The following is a 25,654-nucleotide window of genomic DNA, read 5'->3' as shown; positions in this document are numbered from 1 at the left end:
TTTTTGGGGCTGCGCTGCAGCCCCATTCAATCGTAACTTCCATGCAGCTGGTGAATCTGCCGCCGCTGCTTCTTGGTCGGCCGGCCATCGGTGGTCACGCCCATGGCCCCGGCCTTACGCATCTCAGCCGCCTGTACACGGCGACGCACACTTTCTTCGGTTTCCTCGTACAACGCCTGCGCCTCTGGGGCACCACGACGCACCACCGACAGCGCCTTCACCACCACCGTGCGCTCATCGAAGCCGGTACGCAGCACGAACTCGTCGCCCACCCGCGGCTCCTTGCCCGGCTTGCAACGCTCGCCCCGGCAATGCACCTTGCCACTCTCGATCGCCGCCTTGGCCAGCGCTCGCGTCTTGTAGAAGCGCGCCGCCCACAGCCATTTGTCCAGGCGAACCTTGTCGTCGTCTTCGGCTTTTTGTGCCATCCCGTTACCTCGGATTCTGTCTTTCATCGAACTGTACTACCTTCACATACGGATGCAAAAAGTCCCCGCCGTGCTTAAAGTTCACCACCTCATTCGCAGGGTGCGCTTCGTGAAGACATTTGACCATTTGACTGTGATCGGCCTGCGCGAGTGGGTCGCCCTGCCTGACCTCGGCGTGGCCGGGCTGCGCGCCAAGATCGACACCGGTGCCAGCACGTCGAGCCTGCATGCCACCGAGGTGGAACCCTTCGAGCGCGACGGCCAGCCCTGGGTTCGCTTCACTGCGCACCTGGGCTCGGTGGTGCAGTTGCGCCACCGCCGCTGCGAGGCACCGTTGGTGACGATGAAAACCATCAAGAGCTCCAACGGCCACGCCCAGACCCGCTACGTCATCCGCACGTCACTGGCGCTGGGTGATGGTGTGTGGGAGGTGGAGTTCACCCTGGCCTGCCGCAAGAACATGCGCTACCGCCTGTTGCTTGGCTCCAAGGCCCTGATACACGGCCAGCTGGTAGTGAACCCAGGCCTGAAATACGTACAAGACAAACCGGCCTTCCCGGCCACCCTTTCCCCTGTCACAGGTGCTGCATGAAGATCGCTGTGCTGTCGCGCAATCCGCGTCTGTATTCCACCCGCCGCCTGGTCGAAGCCGGTACCCAGCGTGGCCACGAAATGGTGGTGATCGATACCCTGCGGGCCTACATGAACATTGCCAGCCACAAGCCGCAGATCCACTACCGCGGCAAGCCGCTGGAAGGCTTCGATGCAGTGATCCCGCGCATAGGTGCTTCGGTTACGTTCTATGGCTGCGCGGTGCTGCGCCAATTCGAAATGATGGGCGTATACCCGCTCAACGAGTCGGTAGCCATTGCCCGCTCGCGCGACAAGCTGCGCTCGTTGCAACTGTTGTCGCGGCGCGGCATAGGCCTGCCGATCACCGGTTTCGCCCACTCGCCGGACGATATCCCCGACCTGATCCAGATGGTCAACGGTGCCCCGCTGGTGATCAAGGTACTGGAAGGCACCCAGGGCATTGGCGTGGTGCTGTGCGAAACGCCCCAGGCGGCCGAGTCGGTGATCGAAGCGTTCATGGGCCTCAAGCAGAACATCATGGTGCAGGAGTACATCAAGGAGGCCGGTGGCGCAGATATCCGGTGCTTCGTGGTAGGCGACAAAGTGATTGCTTCGATGAAGCGTCAGGCCAAACCAGGCGAGTTCCGCTCCAACCTGCACCGGGGTGGCGTCGCCAGCCTGATAAAAATCACCCCTGAAGAGCGCATCACCGCCATTCGGGCGGCCAAGGTGATGGGGTTGAGCGTGGCGGGTGTGGATATCCTGCGCTCCAACCACGGGCCGTTGGTGATGGAGGTAAACTCGTCGCCAGGGCTGGAGGGCATCGAAGTCACCACCGGCAAGAACGTCGCCGGGATGATCATCGAGCATCTGGAGAAGAATGGCGGGCCCAATCAGACCCGGACCAAGGGCAAAGGCTGATTCAAGCCTGTACCCGCCGCTTCGCGGCCAAGCCGCTGCCACAGGTACTGCGCAATCCCTGTAGGTGCGGCTTTAGCCGTGAAGAGGCCAGTGAGCCTCACACAGCATTACGCGGCAGCAGCAGCCCCAGCGGTAACCTGACCCGCGCCTCGATCCCGCCGCCAGACCGGTTACGCAACTCCACGTTCCCGCCATGTTGCGCAGCAATCCGCTTGACGATCGCCAGCCCCAGCCCGGTGCCCTTGCCGCCCCGTGCCCGGTCACCGCGAATGAACGGGTTGAAGATGGTTTCCAGCTCCGACTCGTCAATACCGGTGCCCCGGTCCAGCACACTGAGCACCACATACGGCGCACTCTCGTCACCTGACACATAGGCAGCCACCTCGACCCCCTTGCCAGCATGGTGCAGGGCGTTGCCGATCAGGTTACCCAGCATGCGCTTGAGCGAAACCCGGCGCAGCGGGAACGGTGGAATCGGCTCCAGACACAGGCGCACACGCTCTACCGGCTGGTTGTACGGAGCCACCACCTCACGCACCAGGTCAGCAAGGTCGACCTCTTCCACCGGCTCGTCACGGCCATCGCGGATGAAGGCCAGGAACTGATCGAGAATCGCGTCCATGTCCTCGATATCGCGAACCATGTCATCGCTCAGCTCGTTGTCGCTGTTCAGCAAGGACAGCGACAGACGCAGACGCGTCAGTGGCGTGCGCAAGTCGTGGGAAACCCCGGCCAGCATCAACTCACGCTCGCGCCCGGCCTGCTCGACATCCTCGGCCATCTGGTTGAACGCCTTGTACACCTCGGTCATCTCGCTGGGGGTATCGCTGATCGGCAGGCGCACACTGCGCCCCTGGCCAAGCTGGCGGGCGGCGAACACCAAGCGTTTGAGCGGCTGGTTGAGCTGACGCACAAAAATCCACGCCGAGGCGGTGGACAACAAGCCAATGGCCAGGAACCAGCCCAGCACGTTCCAGATCTTCTGCCCACGCAATGGATGCGGGTACAGCGGCACTTTCAGCCAACCCGGACCCAGGCTTGGCGCATTGACCCACAACGCGGGCGGTGCATGGATGCGCAGGCGCACTTCGGTGTCGTCACCCAGTTCGGCCTGCATCTGCCGTTGGTAGATTTCACTGTAGGGCCAATGCTGCTCGCCTTCGGGCACACCCGAGCCGGTCACCCGGATAAGACCTGCCGCCTCGGCGATCTTGTCGCGGTCTTCTTCGTCGGCGGCCCAATAGGCGCGCAAGGTCAGCGCCACACCATGGCTGTACTGACGGTCGACCAGCACGTCCTCGTTCATCAGCAGGTAGACCAGGGTCAGCGCCTTGGAGAACAGAACGACGATCAACACCAGCCACAGGGTGCGGGCGAAGAAACTTTGCGGAAACCAGAGCGGTGTTTTCATCGACGTCCAGGCATCATTTTCCGGCGTTTCCGTCCGGTACGAACACGTAGCCCACGCCCCAGACGGTCTGGATGTAACGCGGCTTGGACGGGTCCGGCTCGATCATGCGACGCAGGCGCGAAATCTGCACGTCGATGGAGCGCTCCAGCGCATCCCATTCGCGGCCGCGCGCCAGGTTCATCAGCTTGTCGCGGGTCAACGGCTCGCGGGCGTGCATCACCAGAGCCTTGAGCACAGCGAACTCGCCGGTGGTGAGCATGTGCACTTCGTTGCCACGCTTGAGCTCGCGGGTGGCCAGCGACAGCTCATAGTCGCCGAAGGTGACCGACTCGTCCTCGCTGCCCGGCGCTCCCGGCACGCTCGGAGCCTGGCGACGCAGCACCGCCTTGACCCGGGCCATCAGTTCGTCCGGGTTGAACGGCTTGCCCAGGTAGTCGTCGGCGCCCAGCTCCAGGCCCTTGATGCGGCTGAGCTCGTCGCCCTTGGCGGTCAGCATGATGATCGGGATCTGGTTGTTCTGCTGGCGCAGGCGCTTGCAGGCGGACAGGCCATCCTCGCCTGGCAGCATCAGGTCGAGCACCACCAGGTTGAACACCTCGCGCTGCAGCAGGCGATCCATCTGCTCGGTGTTGGGCACCGCACGGGCACGGTAGCCTTTGCTGGTGAAGAAACGTTCCAGCAGGCTGCTAAGCCCCGGATCGTCGTCGACGATGAGAATCTTGTCACCTTCAGCGGTGTTTGGCGTGCCGGTCATGAATAACTCCTCTGATATCGCCGCGCATTATGGCGTAGCCATTGCTGCACGTTGCGTGAGCATTGTTAGCAGATTTTTCCCCCGGCGCCAGTTCTGGCTGGCCGGGCGCCATCACCGCAAGCCGTTTGCGATGGGTATAATGCGCGGCTTTCATCCAGCGCCGCCGGGCAAAAAGCCCACAGGCGACCCCCGTATTCACAAATGTCAGGTGGTTTACATGGACAGCATCAACAGCCGTATCGCCGAGGAACTGGGCGTACGCCCGCAGCAGGTCGAGGCGGCCGTGAGCCTGTTGGACGAAGGCTCGACCGTGCCCTTCATCGCCCGCTATCGCAAGGAAGTGACCGGTAGCCTTGACGACACTCAGTTGCGCCACCTGGAAGAGCGCCTGCGCTACTTGCGCGAACTCGACGAGCGCCGCGCCAGCATCCTTTCCAGCATCGAGGAACAGGGCAAGCTGACCCCGGAACTGGCCCGCGAGATCAAGCTGGCCGACACCAAGACCCGCCTCGAAGACCTGTACCTGCCGTACAAGCAGAAGCGCCGCACCAAGGGCCAGATCGCCCTGGAAGCCGGCCTTGGCGAACTGGCCGATGGCCTGTTCAACGACCCGACCCTGGTCCCGGAAAGCGAAGCCGCACGCTTCGTCAACGCCGAAAAGGGCGTGGCCGACGTCAAGGCCGCGCTGGAAGGCGCCAAGTACATCCTGATGGAGCGCTTTGCCGAAGACGCCGCCCTGCTCGACAAGCTGCGCAGCTACCTCAAGCAGGAAGCCGTGCTCAGCGCCCGCGTCGTGGCCGGCAAGGAAGAAGAAGGCGCCAAGTTCCGCGACTATTTCGCTCATGACGAGCTGCTGCGCACGGCGCCATCGCACCGGGCCCTGGCGATCTTCCGCGGGCGCAACGAAGGCGTGTTGAGCGTCTCGCTGAAGGTCGGCGAAGAGCTGCCCGGCACCCTGCACCCGTGCGAGCTGATGATCGGCAACCACGTCGGCATCGAGAACCGCAGCCGGCCGGCCGACAAGTGGCTGGGTGAAGTGGTGCGCTGGACCTGGAAGGTCAAGCTGTACACCCACCTGGAAACCGACCTGTTCGGCGAGCTGCGCGACAGTGCCGAAGGCGAGGCGATCAACGTGTTCGCCCACAACCTGCACGATCTGCTGCTGGCCGCCCCGGCCGGCCCGCGCGCCACCCTGGGCTTCGACCCGGGCCTGCGCACCGGCTGCAAGATCGCCGTGGTCGACGCAACCGGCAAGCTGCTGGACCACACCACGGTCTACCCGCACGCGCCGAAGAACGACTGGGACCGCACCATTTCCATCATGGCCGCACTGTGCGCCAAACACTCGGTGGAGCTGATCGCCATCGGCAACGGCACCGCCAGCCGCGAAAGCGACAAGCTGGTGACCGAGTTGGTCAAGAAATATCCCGCCCTGAAAATCACCAAGATCATGGTTTCCGAAGCCGGTGCGTCGGTGTACTCGGCATCGGAACTGGCCGCCCGCGAGTTCCCGGACCTGGACGTGTCGATCCGCGGCGCCGTGTCGATCGCCCGCCGCCTGCAGGATCCGCTGGCCGAACTGGTGAAGATCGATCCGAAATCCATCGGTGTCGGCCAGTACCAGCACGACGTGTCCCAACTGAAACTGGCACGTGGCCTGGACGCGGTAGTCGAGGACTGTGTGAACGCCGTGGGCGTGGACGTGAACACCGCTTCGGTGGCGCTGCTGACGCGCATCTCCGGCCTCAATGCCACACTGGCACAGAACATCGTCGCCCACCGCGATGCCAATGGTCCGTTTGCTACCCGGGCAGCGCTGAAAAAGGTCAGCCGCCTGGGTGAGAAAACCTTCGAGCAGGCCGCCGGCTTCCTGCGCGTGATGAACGGAGACAACCCGCTGGACGCCTCTGCGGTACACCCTGAGGCCTACCCGCTGGTGCAGCGCATTGCTGCCGATACCGACCGCGACATCCGCTCGCTGATTGGTGACAGCAGCTTCCTCAAGCGCCTGGACCCGAAAAAGTTCACCGATGAAACCTTCGGCCTGCCAACCGTCACCGACATCCTGCAAGAGCTGGACAAGCCCGGCCGCGACCCACGTCCGGAGTTCAAGACCGCCACCTTCCAGGAAGGCGTCGAAGACCTCAAGGACCTGGAACCGGGCATGATCCTCGAAGGCGTGGTGACCAACGTTACCAACTTCGGTGCCTTCGTCGACATCGGCGTGCACCAGGACGGCCTGGTGCATATCTCGGCACTGTCGGAGAAGTTCGTCAAAGACCCGCGTGAGGCGGTCAAGGCCGGCGATGTGGTCAAGGTCAAGGTCATGGAAGTGGACATCCCGCGCAAACGCGTCGGCCTGTCCATGCGCATGAGCGACACCCCGGGCGAGAAGGTCGAAGGCAACCGTGGTGGTAATCGTGGCAATGGCGGCAATCGCCAGCCGCAGGCACCACGTCAGCGCGAAACCGCCACCGCAGCCCCGGCCAACAACGCCATGGCCGCCCTGTTCGCCAATGCCAAGCAACTGAAGAAGAAGTAATGGACGTACCTCGCGAATACGTCGAAAGCGCCTTCAGCCAGCTGCTGGGCTGCCGCCTGCAACACCTGGACACCGGTGTTGCCGAGGTAGCCCTGGCGCTCGAGCCACAGTTGCGCAACCGTGGCCAGAAGCTGCACGGCGGGGCGATCTTCAGCCTGGTGGACATCGCCATGGGCCTGGCTTGCTCGGCCAGCCATGGCTTTGACCAGCAAAGCGTCACCATTGAGTGCAAGATCAACTACATGCGTGCCGTCAGCGACGGCGAAGTGCTGTGCACCGCCCGTGTGCTGCACGCCGGGCGGCGCACCCTGGTGGTCGACGCCGACGTAGTTCAGGGCGACAAGCTGGTGGCCAAAGCGCAAGGAACCTTCGCGGTTCTCTAGCTCACCAAGCAGTATCTGCGGTATTTTCAGCAGTGCGCTGGCACTGCTGGAACCGCGTAAACCAGGCGACAACGCCAGTTCCTTTCTTCCTACCCTTGTAGACCGTTATCTCTACCCCCATATTGGGGCGACTGACGCGTGAAGGAATACATCTTGAGCGAACTCCTCAACCGCCGCCTGAGCCTGCTCGGCGCCAATCTCCCCCTGCTCAAGCAGTGCCTGCACGGTATTGAGCGCGAATGCCTGCGCGTGACCGATGAAGGTCGCCTGGCCCAGACCCCGCATCCGGAAGCACTGGGATCGGCGCTGACCAACGAGCAGATCACCACCGATTATTCCGAGTCGCTGCTGGAGTTCATCACCCCAGCGCTGGCCGACCCGGCCAAGGTGCTCGAAAGCCTCGAAGAGACCCACCGTTTCGTCTACAGCAAGCTGGGCGACGAATACCTGTGGAGCCCGTCGATGCCGTGCACGCTGCCGGCCGAGGAGGATATCCCGATCGCCGAGTACGGCAGCTCGAACATCGGCAAGCTCAAACACGTCTACCGCAAGGGCCTGGCCCTGCGCTACGGCCGCACCATGCAGTGCATCGCCGGTATTCATTACAATTTCTCGCTGCCCGAAGCGCTTTGGCCACTGCTGCGCGAAGCCGAAGGTAGCACGGAAAATGACCGCGACTACCAGTCGTCGGCCTACATCGCGCTGATTCGTAACTTCCGCCGCTACAGCTGGCTGCTGATGTACCTGTTCGGCGCCTCGCCGGCCCTGGACAAAGGCTTCCTGCGTGGCCGCCCGCACCAGCTCGAAGAGCTGGATGCCGAAACCCTGTTCCTGCCTTATGCCACCAGCCTGCGCATGAGCGACCTGGGTTACCAGAGCAACGCCCAGGCTGGTCTTACGCCCTGCTACAACAACCTGGCCAGCTACACCGACAGCCTGCGCAAGGCCGTTGGCACGCCCTACCCGCCTTACGTTGAAATCGGCACGCATGTGGATGGTGAGTGGGTTCAGCTGAACACCAACATTCTGCAGATCGAAAACGAGTACTACTCGAACATCCGCCCCAAGCGCGTCACCTACACCGGCGAGCGGCCGATCCAGGCCCTGACCTCGCGGGGTGTGCAGTATGTGGAAGTGCGCTGCCTGGACATCAACCCGTTCCTGCCGGTCGGTATCGACCTGACCGAGGCGCGCTTCCTCGACGCATTCCTGCTGTTCTGCGCGCTGGAAGAAAGCCCGCAACTGGACAACGGTGAGTGCGGCCAGTGCACCAGCAACTTCCTGACCGTGGTCAAGGAAGGCCGTCGTCCGGGCCTGGAGTTGCACCGCAATGGCCAGCCGATCAGCCTGAAAGACTGGGCCAGCGAGCTGATCGAGCGTATCCGCCAATTGGCCAATCTGCTCGACCAGGCGCAAGGCTCTGATGAGCACGCCAAGGCCCTGGATGCGCAGCAGGCCAAGGTCGACGACACCTCGCTGACCCCGTCGGCCCAGGTGCTGGCACGCATGACCGAGCATGACGAAAGCTTCGTCCAGTTCTCGATGCGCCAGAGCCGTGTGCACGCCGAGACTTTCCGCGAGCAACCGCTGAGCAACGAAAAGCAGCAAGCATTCGAGACGCTGGCCCGCGAATCGCTCGCCAGGCAGTCCGAGCTGGAGCAAGACGAAGTCGGTGACTTCGACCTGTTCGTCGGCGCCTACCAGGCCAGCATCCTGGCAATCAGCAGTTGATGAGCCGCACCACCACCCCGCGCAAACCGCGCGCCAGCAGCCAGGCCAGGATCGAGGCGATCCTGGCGGCTGCGCGTGAGCTGTTGGCCGAACAAGGGGTGGCAGCTCTTTCTATCTACAGCGTGGCCGAGCGGGCGCAGATTCCGCCTTCGTCGGTGTATCACTTCTTCGCCAGCGTGCCCGCCTTGCTGGAGGCACTTACTGCAGATGTGCACCGGGCGTTTCGCGAAGCCCTGAGCGCTCCGATCGACAGCAGCACGTTCAGCACCTGGCACGAACTGTCACGGCTGATCGAACAACGCATGCTTGATATCTATCACGAGGATGCCGCGGCGCGGCAGTTGATCCTGGCGCAGCATGGCCTGAGCGAGGTAGTGCAGGCCGACCGGCAGCACGACATGGAACTGGGCGACTTGATGCACAAGTTGTTCGACCAGCATTTTCACCTGCCGGTGATGCCACCGGATGTGGATGTGTTTGCCCTGGCCATGGAGTTGAGCGACCGGGTGTATGCACGGTCGGTGCAGCTGCACGAGGCGATCACCCCGCGCATGGCCGAGGAAGGCAAGCGGGTGTTCGAAGCGTATCTGGGGTTGTATCTGCCGCCGTTTCTGGCCAAGCGTTCCAGCTGAGAAATCTGGGGCCGCTTGGCGGCCCTTCGCGGGCAAGCCCGCTCCCACAGAGCCCGCGCGCACCCTGGAGCTTGCGAAGTACCTGTGGGAGCGGGCGTGCCCGCGAAGGGCTGCAAAGCAGCCCCAATATCGACCCGCCGCATCACAGCTTGGCGATAGACACTTCGGTCGACTTCACAAAGGCAATCACTTCACTGCCCACCTGCAACTCCAGCTCCCGCACGGAACGGGTGGTAATCACCGAAGTGACGATACCCGAAGCCGTCTGCACGTCGATTTCCGACAGTACCGGGCCTTCGAGGATTTCTTTCACAGTACCTTTGAACTGGTTGCGAACGTTGATGGCTTTGATAGTCATGGTTTGTTTCCTTTTGGCTTCTGGGATTCAATGCGCCCAGCGCAGTTGCGTGGGCAGAGGGGCTACAGGATCCGGCTCGGGCGCAGTGCCCGGGGTGGACAGAACACGGTTGAGCACTTCGCTTTCCAGCGCGGCCAGACGGTGCGAACCACGCGCCCGGGGCCGTGCCAGGTCAACAGTGAGGTCGAGCCCGACCTCGCCGTCCTCGATCAGGATCACCCGGTCAGCCACGGCAACCGCCTCGCTGACGTCGTGGGTCACCAGCAGCACAGTGAAGCCGTGCTGACGCCACAGGCGTTCGATCAGTTGCTGCATCTCGATGCGGGTCAATGCATCCAGCGCCCCCAGTGGCTCGTCCAGCAGCAGCAGGCGGGGTTGGTGAATCAAGGCTCGGGCCAAAGCCACGCGCTGCTTCTGGCCTCCCGAGAGCGCTGCCGGCCATTCGTTGGCGCGGTCGGCCAGGCCAACCGCATCCAAGGCCTCCAGCGCACGCTGACGCCAGTCGCCAGACAGCCCAAGGCCAACGTTGTCTATCACCTTCTTCCACGGCAGCAGCCGCGCGTCCTGGAACATCAGGCGGGTTTCTTCACGGGCCTCTTCCAGCGGCGCGGCACCCGCCAGTAGTTGCCCGGCGGTGGGCTGGTCCAGCCCGGCCAGCAGCCGCAGCAAAGTGCTCTTGCCGCAGCCGCTGCGGCCGACAATGGCCACGAACTGGCCGGCCGGAATGTGCAGGTCGATACCCTTCAGAACTTCGCGTTGGCCAAAAGTCTTGCGCAGGCCCTTGGAGGCCAGCGGGGTGCCACGCAGCAGGCGTGGCGGCTGTTCCTTGAGCACGGTCATGCGCCCTCCTTCCTGGCAACTTGATAGGCCGGGTGCCAGCGCAGCCACACACGCTCCAGGCCTCGGGCCGCAAGGTCGGCAAGCTTGCCGAGCACGGCATACAGGACGATGGCCAGCACTACCACGTCGGTCTGAAGAAATTCGCGAGCATTCATTGCCAGGTAACCGATGCCGGCGTTGGCCGAAATGGTTTCGGCAACAATCAGCGTCAGCCACATGAAGCCAAGGGCGAAACGCACACCCACCAGGATCGAAGGCAGCGCCCCCGGCAAGATCACCTGGCGGAACAGGCCGAAGCCGGACAAGCCGTAACTGCGCGCCATTTCCACCAACGCTGGGTCAACGTTACGGATGCCGTGGTAGGTGTTCAGGTAGATCGGGAACAACGTGCCCAGCGCGACCAGAAAGATCTTTGCCGATTCGTCGATACCGAACCACAGAATCACCAGCGGGATCAGCGCGAGGTGCGGCACGTTGCGGATCATCTGTACCGAGCTGTCGAGCAGGCGCTCGCCCCAGTTCGACAAGCCGGTGATGAAGCCCAGTACCAGGCCGATGCTGCCGCCGATGACAAAGCCCAGGCCTGCACGCCAGCCGCTGATGGCCAGGTGGGTCCAGATTTCGCCGCTGCGTACCAGCTCGACGCCAGCGCTTACCACTGCGCTAGGTGCCGGCAGGATACGCGTCGACAGCCAGCCCGCGCTGACGGCCAGTTGCCATATGGCCAACAGCAGCACCGGCAGCGCCCACGGCGCCAAGCGCTGGGTCAGATTGGAAGAAGTTGCACGACTCATGGCCAGGCCCTCAGCTCTGCGACACAGATTTGGGCAGGATGTCGTTGGCCACCATTTCGCCGAACGGGCTTACATAACCACCGGTTTTCGGCTGCTCTGGGCGCTGCACATCCAGGTGCGGGAACAGCAGCTCCGCCACGCGGTAAGACTCTTCCAGGTGTGGATAACCCGAGAAGATGAAGGTATCGATGCCCAAGTCGGCATATTCCTTGACCCGTGCTGCCACGGTCGGGCCGTCGCCCACCAGCGCGGTACCCGCGCCGCCCCGTACCAGGCCAACACCTGCCCACAGGTTGGGGCTGACTTCCAGGTTGTCGCGGTTGCCGCCATGCAGGGCGGCCATGCGTTGCTGGCCCACCGAGTCGAAACGCGCCAGCGAGACCTGGGCGCGGGAGATGGTGTCATCGTCCAGGTGCGAGATCAGGCGCTCGGCGGCGGCCCAAGCCTCTTCGTTGGTTTCCCGCACGATCACGTGCAGGCGGATACCGAAGCGTACTTCGCGCCCTTGAGCAGCCGCTTTTTCGCGCACCTGTGCGATCTTCTCGGCAACGGCTGCCGGTGGCTCGCCCCAGGTCAGGTACAGCTCGACCTGTTCGGCCGCCAGGTCCTGGGCGGCCTCGGACGAGCCGCCGAAATACAGCGGTGGCCGTGGTTGCTGAATCGGTGGGTAGAGCAGCTTGGCGCCCTTTACCTGGATGTGCTTACCGTCGTAATCGACGTTTTCGCCTTCCAGCACCTTGCGCCAGATACGGGTGAACTCGACCGAAGCTTCGTAGCGCTCCTGGTGGTTCAGGTACAGGCCGTCACCCGCCAGCTCGTCCGGATCACCACCGGTCACCAGGTTGAATAGCGCACGGCCATTGGACAAGCGATCGAGGGTGGCCGCCTGGCGTGCTGCCACGGTCGGCGAAATGATGCCCGGGCGCAGGGCTACGAGGAACTTCAGGCGCTGGGTCACGGGGATCAGCGACGCGGCCACCAGCCAGGAGTCCTCGCAGGAACGCCCGGTCGGGATCAGCACCCCACCAAAACCAAGGCGGTCGGCGGCCTGCGCGATCTGCTGCAGGTAACCGTGGTCGACCGCACGTGCGCCTTCGGAAGTGCCCAGGTACTTGCCGTCACCGTGGGTTGGGAGGAACCAGAAAATGTTAAGGCTCATTGGAGTCGTCTCCTCAAGGGTGGCTCTAGCCGGAGCGGCGCCCCGGCACTGGCAGTCAATCAACGCGCGCTAGCGACTTTGGCAGGGGGTGTCCAGATCACGTCCTTGATGCTCAGCGGCTTGGGTATCAGCTTGAGCGCCTGGAAGGTGTCGGCGATCTTCTGTTGCGCGGCCACCACCTCTGGGGTCAGCGGCGCAGCGCCGTAGCCTTGGCGTTTGACAGAGGTCAGGGTGATGCCGGCAGGCAGGCCGAGCAGCGGGGCAACCTGGTCGGTCACCTCTTGCGGGTTGGCCTGGGACCATTCACCCACGGCGCGCACTTCCTCGATCACGGTGTTGATCACCGCTGGGTGCTGTGTCGCATAGTTGCGGGTGGCGAGGTAGAACTGGTGGTTGTCGACCAGGCCCTTGCCGTCACGCAGGGTGCGCGCTTGCAGCTGCTGCTCGGCGGCGGCCTGGTACGGGTCCCAGATCACCCAGGCATCCACGCTGCCGCGCTCGAAGGCGGCGCGGGCGTCGGCCGGCGGCAGGTAGACAGGCTGGATGTCGTTGTACTTGAGGCCGGCGTCTTCCAGGGCGCGGACCAGCAGGTAGTGCACGTTGGAGCCTTTGTTGAGGACGACCTTTTTACCCTTGAGGTCCTTCACCGACTGGATCGGCGAGCCCTTGGGCACCAGGATCGCTTCGCTGTGCGGCGCTGGCGGCTCGTAGGCCACGTAGAGCAGGTCGGCTCCGGCGGCCTGAGCGAACACAGGCGGGGTCTCGCCGGTGACACCAAAATCGATGGAACCGACGTTCAGCCCTTCAAGCAGCTGCGGGCCGCCGGGGAATTCGGTCCATTGCACCTGTACTCCCTGCTCGGCCAGGCGCTTCTCCAGCGTGCCCTTGGCCTTGAGCAGCACCAAGGTGCCGTATTTCTGGTAACCGATACGCAGGCTCTCGGCCTGGGCTTGGGTAATGGCGCCGAAGGACACAGCCGCCGCAAACAGGGCGACCAGACCACGACGCAAGAAGACTGTGCGCATGGCGCTCTCCTGTGCGAATGGGGTTCGGGTTGCACCTGCTTGCCTCGTTAACGGGCGAGTAAGGTGGTGAAGCGGGTAATGCCGTTCAGATGCTCCAGCGAGCGCTGATCAGACGTTCGTTCAGTACGCCGGGGGCCACGGGGCGCGGCCGACGGGCCAGGGCAACGTGGAAGGTTTCCAGCGAGTCGTGCAGGCGTTCTTCCAGCGCCTGTACCAACTGCGCGGGCTTTGTGCCTTCTGCGTAAGCCACCTGGCTGTCGTCGGCAAAGATCCCTTGCAGGGTCTCTTGTGCCTTGAGTGCCGACAGCACCGGCTTCAATGCGTAATCCACCGCCAGCATGTGGGCGATGCTGCCGCCAGTGGCGATGGGCAACACGATCTTGTGAGCCAGGGCGCGCTCGGGCAGCAGGTCAAGCAAGGTTTTCAGGGCACCGGAAAACGAAGCCTTGTACACCGGGGTGGAGACGATCAGGCCATCGGCCTGGGCCACCAGCTGTTGAAAGTGTTGCACATGCGGGCTGTCGAAACGGGCATGCAGCAGGTCTTCGGCGGGGAAGTCACGCACCTGGAACGTCACCACTTCAACGCCGCGATCCTGCAGCCACTGGCGCGAACGCTCGAGCAGCACGCCGGAGCGTGAACGGAGACTTGGGCTACCACCGATTGAGACGACCAGCATTGCTGCGCTTCCTTGTGTTCTGTTGGAGGTGACATTAACAGCTGCTACATATATCTAGAAATCATATTTTTTCATTTGTTTATTCCATTATTGTCTTTATCCACGAGAGCCTCTTCGCGGGCGCGCCCGCTCCCACAGGTTTTTTGCAGGCATAAAAAAGGGCCGTCGAAACGGCCCGAAAATCCCTGCTTGGCTAAGAGCAATGCAACGAGGAATCCATTAACGATTGGGTTGAGGGGTCAGGCGCAGATAGGGTTTGACCGCCCGGTAACCTTTGGGGAAGCGCTGCTTGATCTCCTCCTCATCCTTGAGCGAAGGCACGATCACCACTTCGTCGCCGTCCTGCCAGTTACCGGGTGTGGCGACCTTGTGGTTGTCGGTCAGCTGCAGCGAGTCGATCACCCGCAGAATTTCGTTGAAGTTGCGCCCGGTACTGGCCGGGTAGGTGATGGTCAGGCGCACCTTTTTATTCGGGTCGATGATGAACAGCGAGCGCACGGTCAGGGTGTCGCTGGCGTTCGGGTGGATCAGGTCGTAAAGGTCGGACACCTTGCGGTCAGCGTCAGCAATGATCGGGAAGTTGACCACGGTATTCTGTGTTTCGTTGATGTCATCGATCCACTTGTGATGCGAGTCGACCGGGTCCACCGACAGGGCGATGGCCTTGACCCCGCGCTTGGCAAACTCGTCCTTCAGCTTGGCGGTCAGGCCCAACTCGGTGGTGCACACCGGGGTGAAGTCGGCCGGGTGGGAGAACAACACCCCCCAACTATTGCCCAGCCACTCGTGGAAGCGGATCTTGCCTTCGCTGGAATCCTGTTCGAAATCGGGGGCGATATCACCGAGTTTGAGGCTCATGGGCTGCGGCTCCTGGGCTAGGTTCTGTACCTTATGGGTTCAATGTGCCTGCAATCGGTTAAAAACAAAAAGAATAAATAACAATTTATTTATAACCAAAATACATATAAATCTGCAGGCACAAAAAAGCCTCGCATCAGGCGAGGCTTCTTTTTCAGCTACGGCTTACAGGAAGTTGTAAGTGTAGTTGAAGATCAGGCGGGTCTGGTCCTGGTCAGCCAGCGAGCTGGTGCCGGTGCCACGGTAGACGCCGTGACGCAGGCTGGCGCCCAGGCCCTTGAAGGTGCCGTCCTGGATAACGTAGTCGACACGGGCGTCACGTTCCCATTCGCTGAAGTGGCCGTTGCCATTGGCATTCTTGCCATCTTCACCTTTCAGGTAGGAAACCGACGCTTTCAGGCCCGGCACGCCCAGGCGAGCGAAGTCGTAGGCGTACTGACCGAAGGTGGTGTTTTCACCGGCCTTGGCGAACTGGTTGATCATGCTGTCGGTGAACAGGTAGAAGCTGGAGCCACCGGCGCCTTCGTTACGACCGTTGCCGTCAACCACGCCGCCCTGGTTCAGCCAGACGAAACCACCGTCGTCACTAATTTGCTGATGGCCCAACAGCAGCGAGTGACCACCCAAGGTGTACGTGAACATTGCGGACCAGGTCTTGTTGTCGACCTCGCCATTGGTTTTGGCGTAACCCTTGTTGTTATCGAAGTTGTAACCACCGCCGCTACCGTTCTTGCCGTCGCTGCTGCTGTCGAAGTAACGCAGGTCGGTTTTGAACGACTGATCGTCAGCGATTTTGAATACGTGAGTCGCGCCCAGGAAATGCTGCTTGTAGAAGTCTTCCAGGTTCGAATAGTAGTACTGCAGCGTCAGGTCTGGCGTGAGCTTGTAGTCCAAGCCACCGTAGCGGAACTTGTTGCTGTCAGCAGACGCGCCGGAAACAGACAGACCGGTACGGTTGCTCGAAGCACGGCCCATGGCGTGGGTCAGCTGACCGGCGTTGATGGTCAGGTTGTCGATTTCCTTCGACTGGATGGTGCCACCCTCGAAGGTTTGAGGCAGCACACGGCCGTCGTTGGCGACCAGGATCGGCAGGTTAGGCGCCAGCGCACTACCGTAGTGCACTTCGGTTTTGGAGAAGCGCGCTTTTGCGTTAGCGCCGAAACGAGCCCACTGGTTTACAGAAGAACCATTGCTGTCGTCTGGCATGAAGCCGCTTTTGTGGTAGCCACGGCCACCATCCAGGTGGATACCCCACAATGCCTGGGCATCAACACCAAAGCCAACAGTCCCCTCGGTGAAACCCGAAATATAGTCAAGTTTGAAACCTTGGCCAGTTTCGCGCTGATCCGGACGAACAGTACCGTGGGCTTCACGGTTGTTGTTGTCGTAGTACATGGTGCGCGAGCTGAGCGACAGCTTGCTGTCCTCAACGAAACCGGCAGCGCCTGCTTGTTGGGCGAGAACCCCCAGTGCCACGGCCAGAGCCAGGCTGGACTTGTACATGTTTTGCTCCTCTACGTTCTAATTTTTGTGTATCTCTGGCGGAGGGGTCTGATGCCCCGCTCACCGGGATGGGCGATTTAGTCCCAAAGCGTGACCGTTAAGTCAATCGTTTCTAAACGTTTCGCGACTTTGGTCTAAGACGCCACCTGCGCTACAGGATAATGACAATCCTATAAATCCAAAATGACTGTTTTATGAATTTGTAAGACTTTTAAGGAATATGTTAGGAACCTTTACTGCCATCCGTTGTAGCAGAGAATCTTCTAATAACTTTTGGTTATTTGCAAACGTTTGCTCATAACCTAATGCCAAATCGTTCTATAGGGTCTTGCAGGCACCTCTGGCTTCGTCAGGGGTCATGGCTTTAAAGCGTTTGGCTCCTAAGCTAATGCAAAAAAGTTATTTATTTTAATTTTCTTAGATCATTTAGCCTTCTCGTTATCCAACACGACTTGCCTGACGAGAGGTTCAACCATGATCCCGCACGCTCCGCTGCGCCTGTTCGCCGCCCTGACCCTCGCCAGCACCAGCTGGTTGGCCCAGGCAGCCGACCTGACAGTGGCCTACCAGACCACTGTCGACCCGGCCAAAGTGGCTCAGGTCGATGGCGACTACGAAAAAGCCAGCAAGGCCAGCATCGACTGGCGCAAGTTCGATAACGGCGCAGACGTGATCACTGCAGTGGCCAGCGGCGACGTGCAGATCGGCTACCTGGGCTCCAGCCCGCTGGCCGCTGCCGCCACCCGCAAGCTGCCGGTCGAGACCTTCCTTATCGCCACCCAGATTGGCGCGGGTGAAGCGTTGGTGGCCCGTGACAGCATCAAGTCGCCGCAAGACCTGATCGGCAAGAAGGTCGCCGTCCCGTTCGTGTCCACCGGCCATTACAGCCTGCTTGCCGCACTGAAAAGCTGGAATATCGACCCTTCCAAGGTACAGATTCTCAACCTGGCGCCGCCGGCCATCATTGCCGCCTGGAAGCGCGGCGACATCGATGCGACCTACGTGTGGGACCCGGCTCTGGGCGTGGCCAAGGAAAACGGCAAGGTCCTGATCACCTCCGGCGAACTGGCGCAGAAAGGCGCGCCTACCTTCGATGCCTGGATCGTGCGCAAGGACTTCGCCGAGAAACACCCTGATGTGGTCAAGGCCTTTGCCAAAGTCACCCTTGATGCCTACGCCGACTACCGCAAAGACCCGAAAGCCTGGCTGGCCGACAAGGGCAACGTAGACAAGCTGGTGAAGCTGTCCGGTGCCAAGGCCAGCGACATCCCGGTGCTGCTGGAGGGCAACGTCTACCCGCTGGCCGCTGACCAGGCCCACGCCCTGGGCGCGCCGACCACCCAGGCGCTGACGGACACCGCCAACTTCCTCAAGCAGCAAGGCAAAGTCGAAGCAGTGCTGCCGGACTACTCGCCGTACGTCAGCGCCAAGTTCCTTCCAAACTGATCCGGAGCCCGTCATGGCCTTGCTCGAGCTGGAGCGCATCAGCGCACAGTACCCAGGCGCCAGCACCCCGGTGCTGGCCGATATCAACCTGAGCCTGGGGCCACGCCAACTGCTGGTGGCCCTGGGGCCTTCCGGCAGCGGCAAGACCTCACTGCTCAACCTTATCGCCGGCTTCGTCGCCCCCAGTGGCGGTCACATCACGCTCGATGGTGTGCCGGTGCAGGGCCCCGGTGCAGAACGCGGCGTGGTGTTCCAGGACGATGCCCTGCTGCCATGGCAGAACGTGCTGGGCAATGTCGCCTTCGGCCTCGAACTGGCCGGCGTACCCCGCGCCCAGCGTGAGGCCAAGGCCCGCGAAATGCTCACCCTGGTCGACCTCGATGGCTTCGGCGAACGGCGTATCTGGCAATTGTCCGGTGGCCAGAAGCAGCGCGTGGGCCTCGCCCGGGCGCTGGCGGCTGACCCTCGGGTATTGCTGATGGATGAACCGTTCGGTGCCCTCGATGCCTTCACCCGTGAGCAGATGCAAGAGCTGCTATTGCAAGTTTGGCAACGCACCGCCAAGCCAGTGTTCCTGATTACCCACGACATCGAAGAAGCGGTGTTCCTCGCCAGCGAACTGGTACTGCTGGCGCCCAACCCGGGACGCGTAGTGGAACGCCTGCAGCTGAACTTCGGCCAGCGCTATGCCGCTGGCGAATCGGCCCGGGCCATCAAGTCCGATCCAACGTTCATCGAAACCCGCGAGCATGTGCTGGCGCGGGTGTTTTCCCAACGCCAAAGCCTGCAGGAGCGCGCATGAGCAGCCTGGACCTGCCGGTCGCCGGCAAACACGACGCCCAAACCCGGCCAGCTGCCACGCTACGCCGCCCGCTGTCTACCCGCTGGATCAGCACCCTGACCCTGGCCAGCCTGCTACTGGTCTGGTGGCTGGTGACGGCCGCCGGCTGGGTAGAGCCCCTGTTCCTGCCCTCGCCCGGCGACATCCTGGCCAAGGCATGGACCTTGCTCACCCAAGGCTACATGGATGCCAGCCTGTGGCAGCACCTGAGCGCAAGCCTTGGCCGCATCGGTCTGGCGCTGGTGGCTGCGACCCTGACCGCAATACCAGTCGGCATCGCCATCGGCTACAACCGCGTGGCCCGCGGCATTCTCGACCCGCTGATCGAGTTCTACCGGCCCATCCCGCCGCTGGCCTACCTGCCACTGATCGTCATCTGGTGCGGTATCGGCGAGCTGTCGAAAGTGCTGCTGATCTACCTGGCAATCTTCGCCCCCATCGCCATTGCCACAGCCACCGGTGTGCGCACGGTAGACCCGGCCAAGCTGCGGGCGGCGCAGTCGCTGGGTGCAACCAAGGCCCAACTGATCCGCCACGTCATTTTGCCCAGTGCATTGCCAGACATCCTTACCGGCATCCGCATTGGCCTGGGGGTCGGCTGGTCGACCCTGGTGGCCGCCGAACTGATAGCCGCCACCAGCGGCCTGGGCTTCATGGTGCAGTCGGCGGCGCAGTTTCTGGTCACCGACGTGGTGGTGCTGGGCATCCTGCTGATCGCTCTGATCGCCTTCGCTCTGGAAATGAGCCTGCGTGCCCTGCAACGCAAGCTGGTGCCCTGGCATGGGCAGATTCACTGAACTCCATTGTCCACGCCAGCACACTGGCGCCCGATTGAAGAGACCGACATGAGCCTGACCATCACTCCCCTAAGCCCAGCACTCGGCGCCCAGATCAGCGGCGTGGACATCAGCCGCGATATCAGCGCAGAAGAGCGCGATGCCATCGAACAGGCACTGCTCCAGCACCAGGTGCTGTTCCTCCGCGACCAGCCGATCAACCCGGAACAGCAGGCGCGCTTTGCCGCACGCTTCGGCGACCTGCACATCCACCCGATTTACCCCAACGTGCCAGACACCCCACAGGTGCTGGTGCTCGACACGGCGGTTACCGATGTGCGCGACAACGCCGTGTGGCACACCGACGTGACCTTTTTGCCGACCCCGGCACTGGGCGCGGTACTCAGCGCCAAGCAATTGCCTGCTTACGGTGGTGATACCCTTTGGGCCAGCGGCATTGCGGCCTTCGAAGCCTTGTCGGCGCCGCTGCGTGAAATGCTGGACGGGCTGACCGCTACCCACGACTTCACCAAGTCGTTCCCGCTGGAGCGCTTTGGCACCACGCCGCAAGACCTGGCGCGCTGGGAGGCCACCCGGCGCAACAACCCACCGCTGTCGCACCCGGTGGTGCGCACGCATCCGGTGAGCGGGCGCAAGGCGTTGTTCGTCAATGAAGGGTTCACTACACGCATCAATGAACTGAGCGAACTGGAAAGCGATGCGCTGCTGAGGCTGCTGTTCGCCCATGCGACGCGACCGGAGTTCAGCATTCGCTGGCGTTGGCAGGAGCATGACGTGGCGTTCTGGGACAACCGCGTGACCCAGCATTTTGCGGTGGATGATTACCGGCCGAACCGGCGGGTGATGCACCGGGCAACCATCCTTGGGGATGCACCCTTCTAGCGGTTGCCCGTCCTGGCCTCTTCGCGGGCCGATCCCGCAGGTACGACACAGGGTTCGAAACCGGTGCCGTGCCTGTGGGAGCGGGCAAGCCCGCGAAGAGGCCAGGACAGGAGAGCTTGGTCAGCGGACCAGGTGCAGGTACTGCATGTGCCGCTCATACTGGTCGAGGATGTCGTTGATGATCTGCTCCTTGCTGTAGCCCACCAGGTCATAGTTCTGGCTGCCTTCGCTCAGGTGCACCTCCGCCCGGTAATAGCGGCGGTTCTTCAACTCCTGCGTACCCAGCCCCCCCAAGGCGAACGATGGTGTGAAATAGCCACGCATCTGCACCTGGTAAATGAACGGCTGTTCCTCGCCATGGCCAATCTTCAGGCTGACGTTGTCATGGCTAGGGTCGTCCTGGGTAATCAGTACCAGGCCTTTCTGCTCGAACACTTCACGCACATCGGCAATCGCCGGGCGCACCACATCATCCATGAAGCGGTACACCTCATCACGCGACGGGAAGTGCACCGCCTGGCTCAGGCGCTGGCGCCAGCCGCCACGACCGCGACGTGACTGGGCGAACGGGGCCAGCGAGTGCATCTGCGCGATCTGCCGCTGCGACTCCAGGTAGAACGCCTTGTGCAGCCCCCACATCATGCACAGCAGAATGAGCGAGAACGGCAGCGACGTCAGCACCACTGCCGACTTCAGCGAATCGATGCTGCCAGCGAACAACAGCGCGCTGGTGATCAGTGCAGTCATCGCCCCCCAAAAGATACGCAGCCAGTTCGGCCCATCTTCATCAGCGTCACCACCCTTGGCCGACAAGGTCGACAGCACCACGGTGCCCGAGTCAGCCGAGGTGACGAAGAACACGAAGCTGATGAACACCGTGGTGGCGATCACTGCCTTGCTCCAGGGGTAGGTTTCCAGCAGCAGGTACAGGCTCATCGACGGGTTATCCAGCGCCGACTGACCCAGTGCGGTCATGCCGTGGTTGATCACCTGGTCCAGGGCGCTGTTGCCGAAGATCGACATCCACGCCAGGGTGAAGCCCAGCGGAATCAGCAGCACGCCAAAGACGAACTCACGGATGGTACGGCCACGGGAGATGCGGGCGATGAACAGGCCCACGAACGGCGCCCAGGCAATCCACCAGGCCCAGTAGAACACGGTCCAGCCGCCCAGCCAGCCACGGTTTTCACCATAGGCATACACGTCGAAGCTCTTGCGCGGCAACGCACCCAGGTAGTCGCCCAGGTTCTGGATCAGCGTGTTGAACAGGTGCTGGGTAGGCCCGGCGAACAGCACGAACAGCAGCAGCGCACAGGCCAGGAACAGGTTGATATCGCTCATCACCCGCACCCCCTTCTCCACCCCGGCCACGGCTACGGCCACAGCCGCGCCCATCATCAGGGTGATGAGGATCACCTGCACCCACTGGCTGTGGCTGATGCCGAACAGGTAGTCCAGACCGGCGTTCAGATGCAACACCCCAAAGCCCATGTCGGCGCCCAGGCCGAACACCGTAGCGATGATGCCGAAGCCATCCACCGCATAGCCGATTGGGCCGTTGATGCGCTTGCCAATCAGCGGGTACAGCGCCGAACGCAGGGCCAGCGGCAGGTTGTGCCGGTAGGCGAAATAGGCCAATGCCATGCCGACGAAGGCGAACACCCCCCAGCCATGCAGGCCCCAGTGCAGGAACAGGATCTGCATCGCCTGGCGCCCGGCCTCGACCGTGCCGGCTTCGCCTTGCGGCGGTTGCAGCATGTGGGTCAGCGGTTCGGAGACACAGAAGAAGAACAGCGTGATGCTGATGCCGGCGGCGAACAGCATGCCGGCCCACGACAGGTAGCTGAACTCGGGTTCGTCGTGGTCGGCACCGAGTTTGATCTTGCCGTAGCCAGACAAGGCGGTGACCACCACGAAGACCAGGTACAGCGTCATCGCCAGCATGTAGTACCAGCCGACCGTGTTGGCCGCCCAGTTCTGCGCCGCCAGCAACCAGTCACCTGCGGCTTGCGGGTTGGAGATGACTACCAGGCCAAAGATGAGGATGAAACTCGCCGCAAAGTAGAACACCGGGGGGTTCATGCGGATCTTGCCATTGGCAAGGGAAGGGTTCGGTGCACTCATAGGGCGTGCACCTCGTCGAATGACGTGAGGTTCGGAATGAACGGGTTCAGCAAAGGAATCCTCCTGTTGAACACCGGCAGCGGACCAGCGTTTTTTCATTGAACAAGCGTTCAAGTTAAACATGGATCGGATTTCAATGCGAATTGGGGCGCTGATTGGTGTCGTCCTGCTCCGGCCTTTTCGCGGGTTAGCCCTCCCCTACATTGGTATGTTCTTTGTAGGAGCGGGCTTGCCCGCGAAGAGGCCAGCACAGGCAATTGCAATGCGGGATCAGTTCTTGTCCTGGCAATCCAGTTGCAGGTTGGCCTGAGTAATGTTGCTTTCAGCCGGCACACTGCGCGTCAGCCACACATTACCGCCAATGGTCGAACCCTTACCGATGGTAATACGCCCCAGCACCGTGGCCCCGGCATAGATCACCACATCGTCCTCGACGATCGGGTGGCGTGGCAGGCCTTTATGCAGCGTACCCGACTCATCGCTGGGGAAACGCTTGGCGCCCAGGGTCACCGCCTGGTAGATGCGCACGCGCTCGCCGATGATCGCGGTTTCACCAATGACCACACCCGTACCATGATCGATGAAGAAGCTCGGGCCGATCTGCGCCCCCGGGTGAATGTCGATACCGGTGGCCGAATGCGCCAGCTCCGAACTGATCCGCGCCAGCAGCGGCAGCCCAGCCTTGTACAGGTGGTGTGCCAGCCGGTGGTGGATAATCGCCAGGATGCCCGGGTAGCACAGCAGCACTTCATCGACGCTGCGCGCTGCCGGGTCGCCGTGGTAGGCGGCCAGCACATCGGTGTCGAGCAGAACGCGCAGTTCCGGCAGCGCAGCTGCAAAGCCCTGGATCAGGCTCAGCGCACGGGCGTCGACGCCCGCCAGCTCAGCCTTGCTTTGCCGTGCTGCGTAGCGAAGTTCAAGACGAGCCTGGGCCAGCAAGGCGGTCAGCGCGGCATCCAGGGTATGGCCGACGTAGAAGTCTTCACTTTCTTCGCGCAGGTCGACTGGCCCCAGGCGCATGGGGAACAGCGCCCCGCACAATTGCTCCAGAATCTGTCGCATCGCTTCGCGCGACGGCAGCTCGCGCCCGCCCTGCTCGCCAATACTGCGGCCATTACGGGTGCGCCATTGCTCACGGGCCCCGCGCAGGCCAGTGACAATGCTCTGCAACTGCCAATGCGCGGATGAAGGTTGTTCGCTCACGGTTTTCTCCTGCCGTATAGGCCATCTGATTTTGTTGCCAGGCCCGCGAAAGGGCCGAACCTGCCTGCATGCAATCCACTTTACGGCAAATCCGAGGCTTGGAAAAAACAACGCTTTATTCCATCCTGCGCTAAGTCAGGCATAAGCCGCGATGACGGAGTGGGTATCGTCGCCTACCCTCAAAGCAGCCGGCACCTGGCAAAAATCAAAAAATGGAATATTAAAGTGATTTTTTAGTATTTCCCGGCCTAATCAGCCAACCCTATAGTCGCCACCTCACTACCTAGACAACAAGCGCGGGGCTCTGCCATGTCGAAATTCGCCAAACCGCTACTCAACGCCAGCCTGGCCCTCCTGCTGGGTGCCGGCCTGCTCAGCCAGGCTTTCGCCGGCGAGCAATTGAAGACCATCCAGGAAAAAGGCGTCATCAACGTCGGCCTCGAGGGCACCTACCCGCCATTCAGCTTCCAGGACGAAAACGGCAAACTGACCGGCTTCGAAGTGGAGCTGTCCGAGCTGCTGGCCAAGGAGCTGGGGGTCAAGGCCAAGATCCAGCCGACCAAGTGGGACGGCATCCTCGCCGCGCTGGAATCCAAACGCCTGGATGTAGTGGTCAATCAGGTGACCATTTCCGAAGAGCGCAAGAAAAAGTACGACTTCTCCGAGCCCTACACTGTCTCCGGCATCCAGGCACTGATCCTGAAGAAGAAAGCCGAGCAGCTGAACATCAAGGGCGCACAGGACCTGGCCGGCAAAAAGGTCGGCGTAGGCCTTGGCACCAACTACGAACAGTGGGTTAAAAAGGACGTGCCGCAAGCCGATGTGCGCACCTATGAAGATGACCCAAGCAAGTTCGCTGACCTGCGCAACGGCCGTATCGACGCCATCCTGATCGACCGCCTGGCGGCGCTGGAATACGCGCAAAAAGCCAAGGACACCCAACTTGCCGGCGATGCCTTCTCGCGCCTGGAAAGCGGCGTGGCCATGCGCAAAGGTGAGCCGGAACTGTTGGCAGCCATCAACAAGGCCATCGACAAGCTAAAAGCTGACGGCACGCTGGCCAAGCTGTCCGAGAAGTACTTCGGTGCCGATGTCACCAAATGATCGCTGAAAGCCTGCAACTCGTTGTCGACTCCGCGCCCTTCCTGCTGAAGGGCGCGGGTTATACGGTGCTGCTCAGTGTCGGCGGCATGTTCTTCGGTCTGGTGCTGGGCTTTGCCCTGGCGCTGATGCGGCTGTCGAAGATTCTGCCGCTGAACTGGCTGGCTCGGGTCTACGTGTCGTTCTTCCGCGGCACGCCGCTGCTGGTGCAGCTGTTCGTCATCTATTTCGGCATGCCGCAAATCGGCATCGAGCTGGACCCGATCCCCGCTTCGCTGATCGGCCTGTCGCTGAACATGGCGGCCTATATCTGCGAGATCCTGCGCGCAGCCATTTCCTCGATCGACCGGGGCCAGTGGGAAGCAGCCGCCAGCATCGGCATGACCCGCGTGCAAGCCATGCGCCGGGCGATCCTGCCACAGGCCTTGCGCACCGCGTTGCCACCGCTGGGCAACAGCTTCATCTCGCTGGTAAAGGACACCGCCCTGGCGGCGACCATCCAGGTGCCCGAGCTGTTCCGCCAAGCCCAGCTGATTACTGCGCGCACGTTCGAAGTGTTCACCATGTACGTGGCGGTCGCGGTCATCTACTGGGTGCTGTGCAGCATCCTTGCGCACTTCCAGAACCGCATGGAAGCGCGGGTCAACCAGCATGACCAGGAGCATTGAG

The 25,654-nt window shown here is 62.1% G+C and carries 25 protein-coding genes; 12 read left to right on the top strand and 13 right to left on the bottom strand.

What is annotated here, in order from left to right; genetic code table 11:
• Positions 1-26 precede the first annotated feature (26 nt).
• Positions 27-428 (bottom strand): RNA-binding S4 domain-containing protein, encoded by a 402-nt coding sequence (locus PRJ_RS01085; RefSeq protein ID WP_104960598.1) that lies wholly within the window; start codon positions 426-428, stop codon positions 27-29.
• A 109-nt stretch (positions 429-537) separates the two neighbouring features.
• Between PRJ_RS01085 and PRJ_RS01080 the strand changes: the two genes are divergently transcribed.
• Positions 538-1,020 carry an ATP-dependent zinc protease gene (locus tag PRJ_RS01080; protein WP_004576370.1) on the top strand — a complete coding sequence of 161 codons (483 nt, stop codon included), beginning with the start codon at positions 538-540 and terminating at the stop codon, positions 1,018-1,020.
• Positions 1,017-1,922 carry a 30S ribosomal protein S6--L-glutamate ligase gene (gene rimK, locus PRJ_RS01075; protein WP_003255817.1) on the top strand — a complete coding sequence of 302 codons (906 nt, stop codon included), beginning with the start codon at positions 1,017-1,019 and terminating at the stop codon, positions 1,920-1,922. Before PRJ_RS01080 ends, rimK begins: the two co-directional genes overlap by 4 nt.
• A gap of 97 nt (positions 1,923-2,019) precedes the next feature.
• On the opposite strand, the gene PRJ_RS01070 is transcribed toward rimK, so the two are convergent.
• Both PRJ_RS01070 and ompR read right to left on the bottom strand, forming a co-directional pair.
• Positions 2,020-3,333 carry an ATP-binding protein gene (locus tag PRJ_RS01070; protein WP_104960597.1) on the bottom strand — a complete coding sequence of 438 codons (1,314 nt, stop codon included), beginning with the start codon at positions 3,331-3,333 and terminating at the stop codon, positions 2,020-2,022.
• 13 nt (positions 3,334-3,346) lie between these two features.
• The gene (gene ompR / locus PRJ_RS01065) at positions 3,347-4,087 is read right to left on the bottom strand and encodes a two-component system response regulator OmpR (RefSeq protein WP_003255821.1); all 741 of its coding nucleotides are present in this window, start codon (positions 4,085-4,087) and stop codon (positions 3,347-3,349) included.
• A 217-nt stretch (positions 4,088-4,304) separates the two neighbouring features.
• Between ompR and PRJ_RS01060 the strand changes: the two genes are divergently transcribed.
• The 4 genes from PRJ_RS01060 (at position 4,305) to PRJ_RS01045 (ending at position 9,375) form a co-directional block, all read left to right on the top strand.
• Entirely contained in the window at positions 4,305-6,629 is a 2,325-nt protein-coding gene (locus PRJ_RS01060) for a Tex family protein (RefSeq protein ID WP_020191053.1), read from the top strand.
• The gene (locus tag PRJ_RS01055) at positions 6,629-7,012 is read left to right on the top strand and encodes a PaaI family thioesterase (RefSeq protein WP_003255824.1); all 384 of its coding nucleotides are present in this window, start codon (positions 6,629-6,631) and stop codon (positions 7,010-7,012) included. Before PRJ_RS01060 ends, PRJ_RS01055 begins: the two co-directional genes overlap by 1 nt.
• 138 nt (positions 7,013-7,150) lie before the next feature.
• Positions 7,151-8,743 carry a glutamate--cysteine ligase gene (gene gshA / locus PRJ_RS01050; RefSeq protein WP_104960596.1) on the top strand — a complete coding sequence of 531 codons (1,593 nt, stop codon included), beginning with the start codon at positions 7,151-7,153 and terminating at the stop codon, positions 8,741-8,743.
• Positions 8,743-9,375: a TetR/AcrR family transcriptional regulator gene (locus PRJ_RS01045; RefSeq protein WP_104960595.1), complete on the top strand. Its 633-nt coding sequence runs from the start codon at positions 8,743-8,745 to the stop codon at positions 9,373-9,375. The genes gshA and PRJ_RS01045 overlap by 1 nt, the downstream gene beginning before the upstream one ends.
• 142 nt (positions 9,376-9,517) lie before the next feature.
• Here the strand turns inward: PRJ_RS01045 and PRJ_RS01040 are convergent, their stop codons facing one another.
• From PRJ_RS01040 to PRJ_RS01005, 8 genes are all read right to left on the bottom strand, one after another.
• Positions 9,518-9,733 (bottom strand): molybdopterin-binding protein, encoded by a 216-nt coding sequence (locus tag PRJ_RS01040; protein WP_003255829.1) that lies wholly within the window; start codon positions 9,731-9,733, stop codon positions 9,518-9,520.
• Positions 9,734-9,760: 27 nt separating this feature from the next.
• Positions 9,761-10,573, bottom strand: a complete 813-nt coding sequence (ssuB, locus tag PRJ_RS01035; protein ID WP_003255830.1) for an aliphatic sulfonates ABC transporter ATP-binding protein — start codon at positions 10,571-10,573, stop codon at positions 9,761-9,763.
• Positions 10,570-11,367: an aliphatic sulfonate ABC transporter permease SsuC gene (ssuC, locus tag PRJ_RS01030; RefSeq protein WP_003255831.1), complete on the bottom strand. Its 798-nt coding sequence runs from the start codon at positions 11,365-11,367 to the stop codon at positions 10,570-10,572. The genes ssuB and ssuC overlap by 4 nt, the downstream gene beginning before the upstream one ends.
• Positions 11,368-11,377: 10 nt before the next feature.
• Positions 11,378-12,526, bottom strand: coding sequence for an FMNH2-dependent alkanesulfonate monooxygenase (gene ssuD, locus PRJ_RS01025; protein ID WP_104960594.1), 1,149 nt, complete (start codon positions 12,524-12,526; stop codon positions 11,378-11,380).
• 59 nt (positions 12,527-12,585) lie between these two features.
• Positions 12,586-13,551, bottom strand: a complete 966-nt coding sequence (locus PRJ_RS01020) for a sulfonate ABC transporter substrate-binding protein (protein WP_104960593.1) — start codon at positions 13,549-13,551, stop codon at positions 12,586-12,588.
• Positions 13,552-13,636: 85 nt separating this feature from the next.
• Positions 13,637-14,230 carry an NADPH-dependent FMN reductase gene (gene ssuE, locus PRJ_RS01015; RefSeq protein ID WP_003255835.1) on the bottom strand — a complete coding sequence of 198 codons (594 nt, stop codon included), beginning with the start codon at positions 14,228-14,230 and terminating at the stop codon, positions 13,637-13,639.
• Positions 14,231-14,449: 219 nt separating this feature from the next.
• Positions 14,450-15,088: a peroxiredoxin gene (locus PRJ_RS01010; protein WP_003255836.1), complete on the bottom strand. Its 639-nt coding sequence runs from the start codon at positions 15,086-15,088 to the stop codon at positions 14,450-14,452.
• 165 nt (positions 15,089-15,253) lie between these two features.
• Complete coding sequence (locus PRJ_RS01005; RefSeq protein WP_104960592.1) at positions 15,254-16,591, bottom strand: OprD family porin; 1,338 nt, start codon at positions 16,589-16,591, stop codon at positions 15,254-15,256.
• 474 nt (positions 16,592-17,065) lie between these two features.
• Between PRJ_RS01005 and tauA the strand changes: the two genes are divergently transcribed.
• The 4 genes from tauA to tauD are packed head-to-tail and all read left to right on the top strand — an operon-like array spanning position 17,066 to position 20,557.
• Positions 17,066-18,037: a taurine ABC transporter substrate-binding protein gene (gene tauA, locus PRJ_RS01000; RefSeq protein WP_020191047.1), complete on the top strand. Its 972-nt coding sequence runs from the start codon at positions 17,066-17,068 to the stop codon at positions 18,035-18,037.
• A gap of 13 nt (positions 18,038-18,050) precedes the next feature.
• Positions 18,051-18,839 (top strand): taurine ABC transporter ATP-binding subunit, encoded by a 789-nt coding sequence (gene tauB, locus PRJ_RS00995; RefSeq protein WP_104960591.1) that lies wholly within the window; start codon positions 18,051-18,053, stop codon positions 18,837-18,839.
• The gene (gene tauC / locus PRJ_RS00990; protein ID WP_047603216.1) at positions 18,836-19,675 is read left to right on the top strand and encodes a taurine ABC transporter permease TauC; all 840 of its coding nucleotides are present in this window, start codon (positions 18,836-18,838) and stop codon (positions 19,673-19,675) included. Before tauB ends, tauC begins: the two co-directional genes overlap by 4 nt.
• A 48-nt stretch (positions 19,676-19,723) precedes the next feature.
• Complete coding sequence (gene tauD, locus PRJ_RS00985; RefSeq protein WP_104960590.1) at positions 19,724-20,557, top strand: taurine dioxygenase; 834 nt, start codon at positions 19,724-19,726, stop codon at positions 20,555-20,557.
• Positions 20,558-20,677: 120 nt separating this feature from the next.
• Here tauD and betT read toward each other — a convergent pair whose 3' ends face one another.
• Together betT and epsC are read right to left on the bottom strand one after the other, a co-directional pair.
• A complete protein-coding gene (gene betT / locus PRJ_RS00980) occupies positions 20,678-22,639 on the bottom strand; it encodes a choline transporter BetT (protein ID WP_010951610.1) in 1,962 nt (653 codons plus the stop codon).
• A gap of 312 nt (positions 22,640-22,951) precedes the next feature.
• Complete coding sequence (gene epsC / locus PRJ_RS00975; protein ID WP_003255846.1) at positions 22,952-23,884, bottom strand: serine O-acetyltransferase EpsC; 933 nt, start codon at positions 23,882-23,884, stop codon at positions 22,952-22,954.
• Between the two features lie 309 nt (positions 23,885-24,193).
• On the opposite strand from epsC, the gene tcyJ reads away from it, so the two are divergent.
• Complete coding sequence (gene tcyJ / locus PRJ_RS00970) at positions 24,194-24,988, top strand: cystine ABC transporter substrate-binding protein (RefSeq protein ID WP_014589324.1); 795 nt, start codon at positions 24,194-24,196, stop codon at positions 24,986-24,988.
• A complete protein-coding gene (gene tcyL / locus PRJ_RS00965; RefSeq protein WP_003255849.1) occupies positions 24,985-25,653 on the top strand; it encodes a cystine ABC transporter permease in 669 nt (222 codons plus the stop codon). The genes tcyJ and tcyL overlap by 4 nt, the downstream gene beginning before the upstream one ends.
• Position 25,654 lies beyond the last annotated feature (1 nt).

This window comes from Pseudomonas sp. XWY-1, from assembly GCF_002953115.1.
Lineage (GTDB): Bacteria > Pseudomonadota > Gammaproteobacteria > Pseudomonadales > Pseudomonadaceae > Aquipseudomonas > Aquipseudomonas alloputida.
Note: the sequence above shows the minus strand (reverse complement) of the source record. Positions and strands in the feature narration are given on the sequence as shown.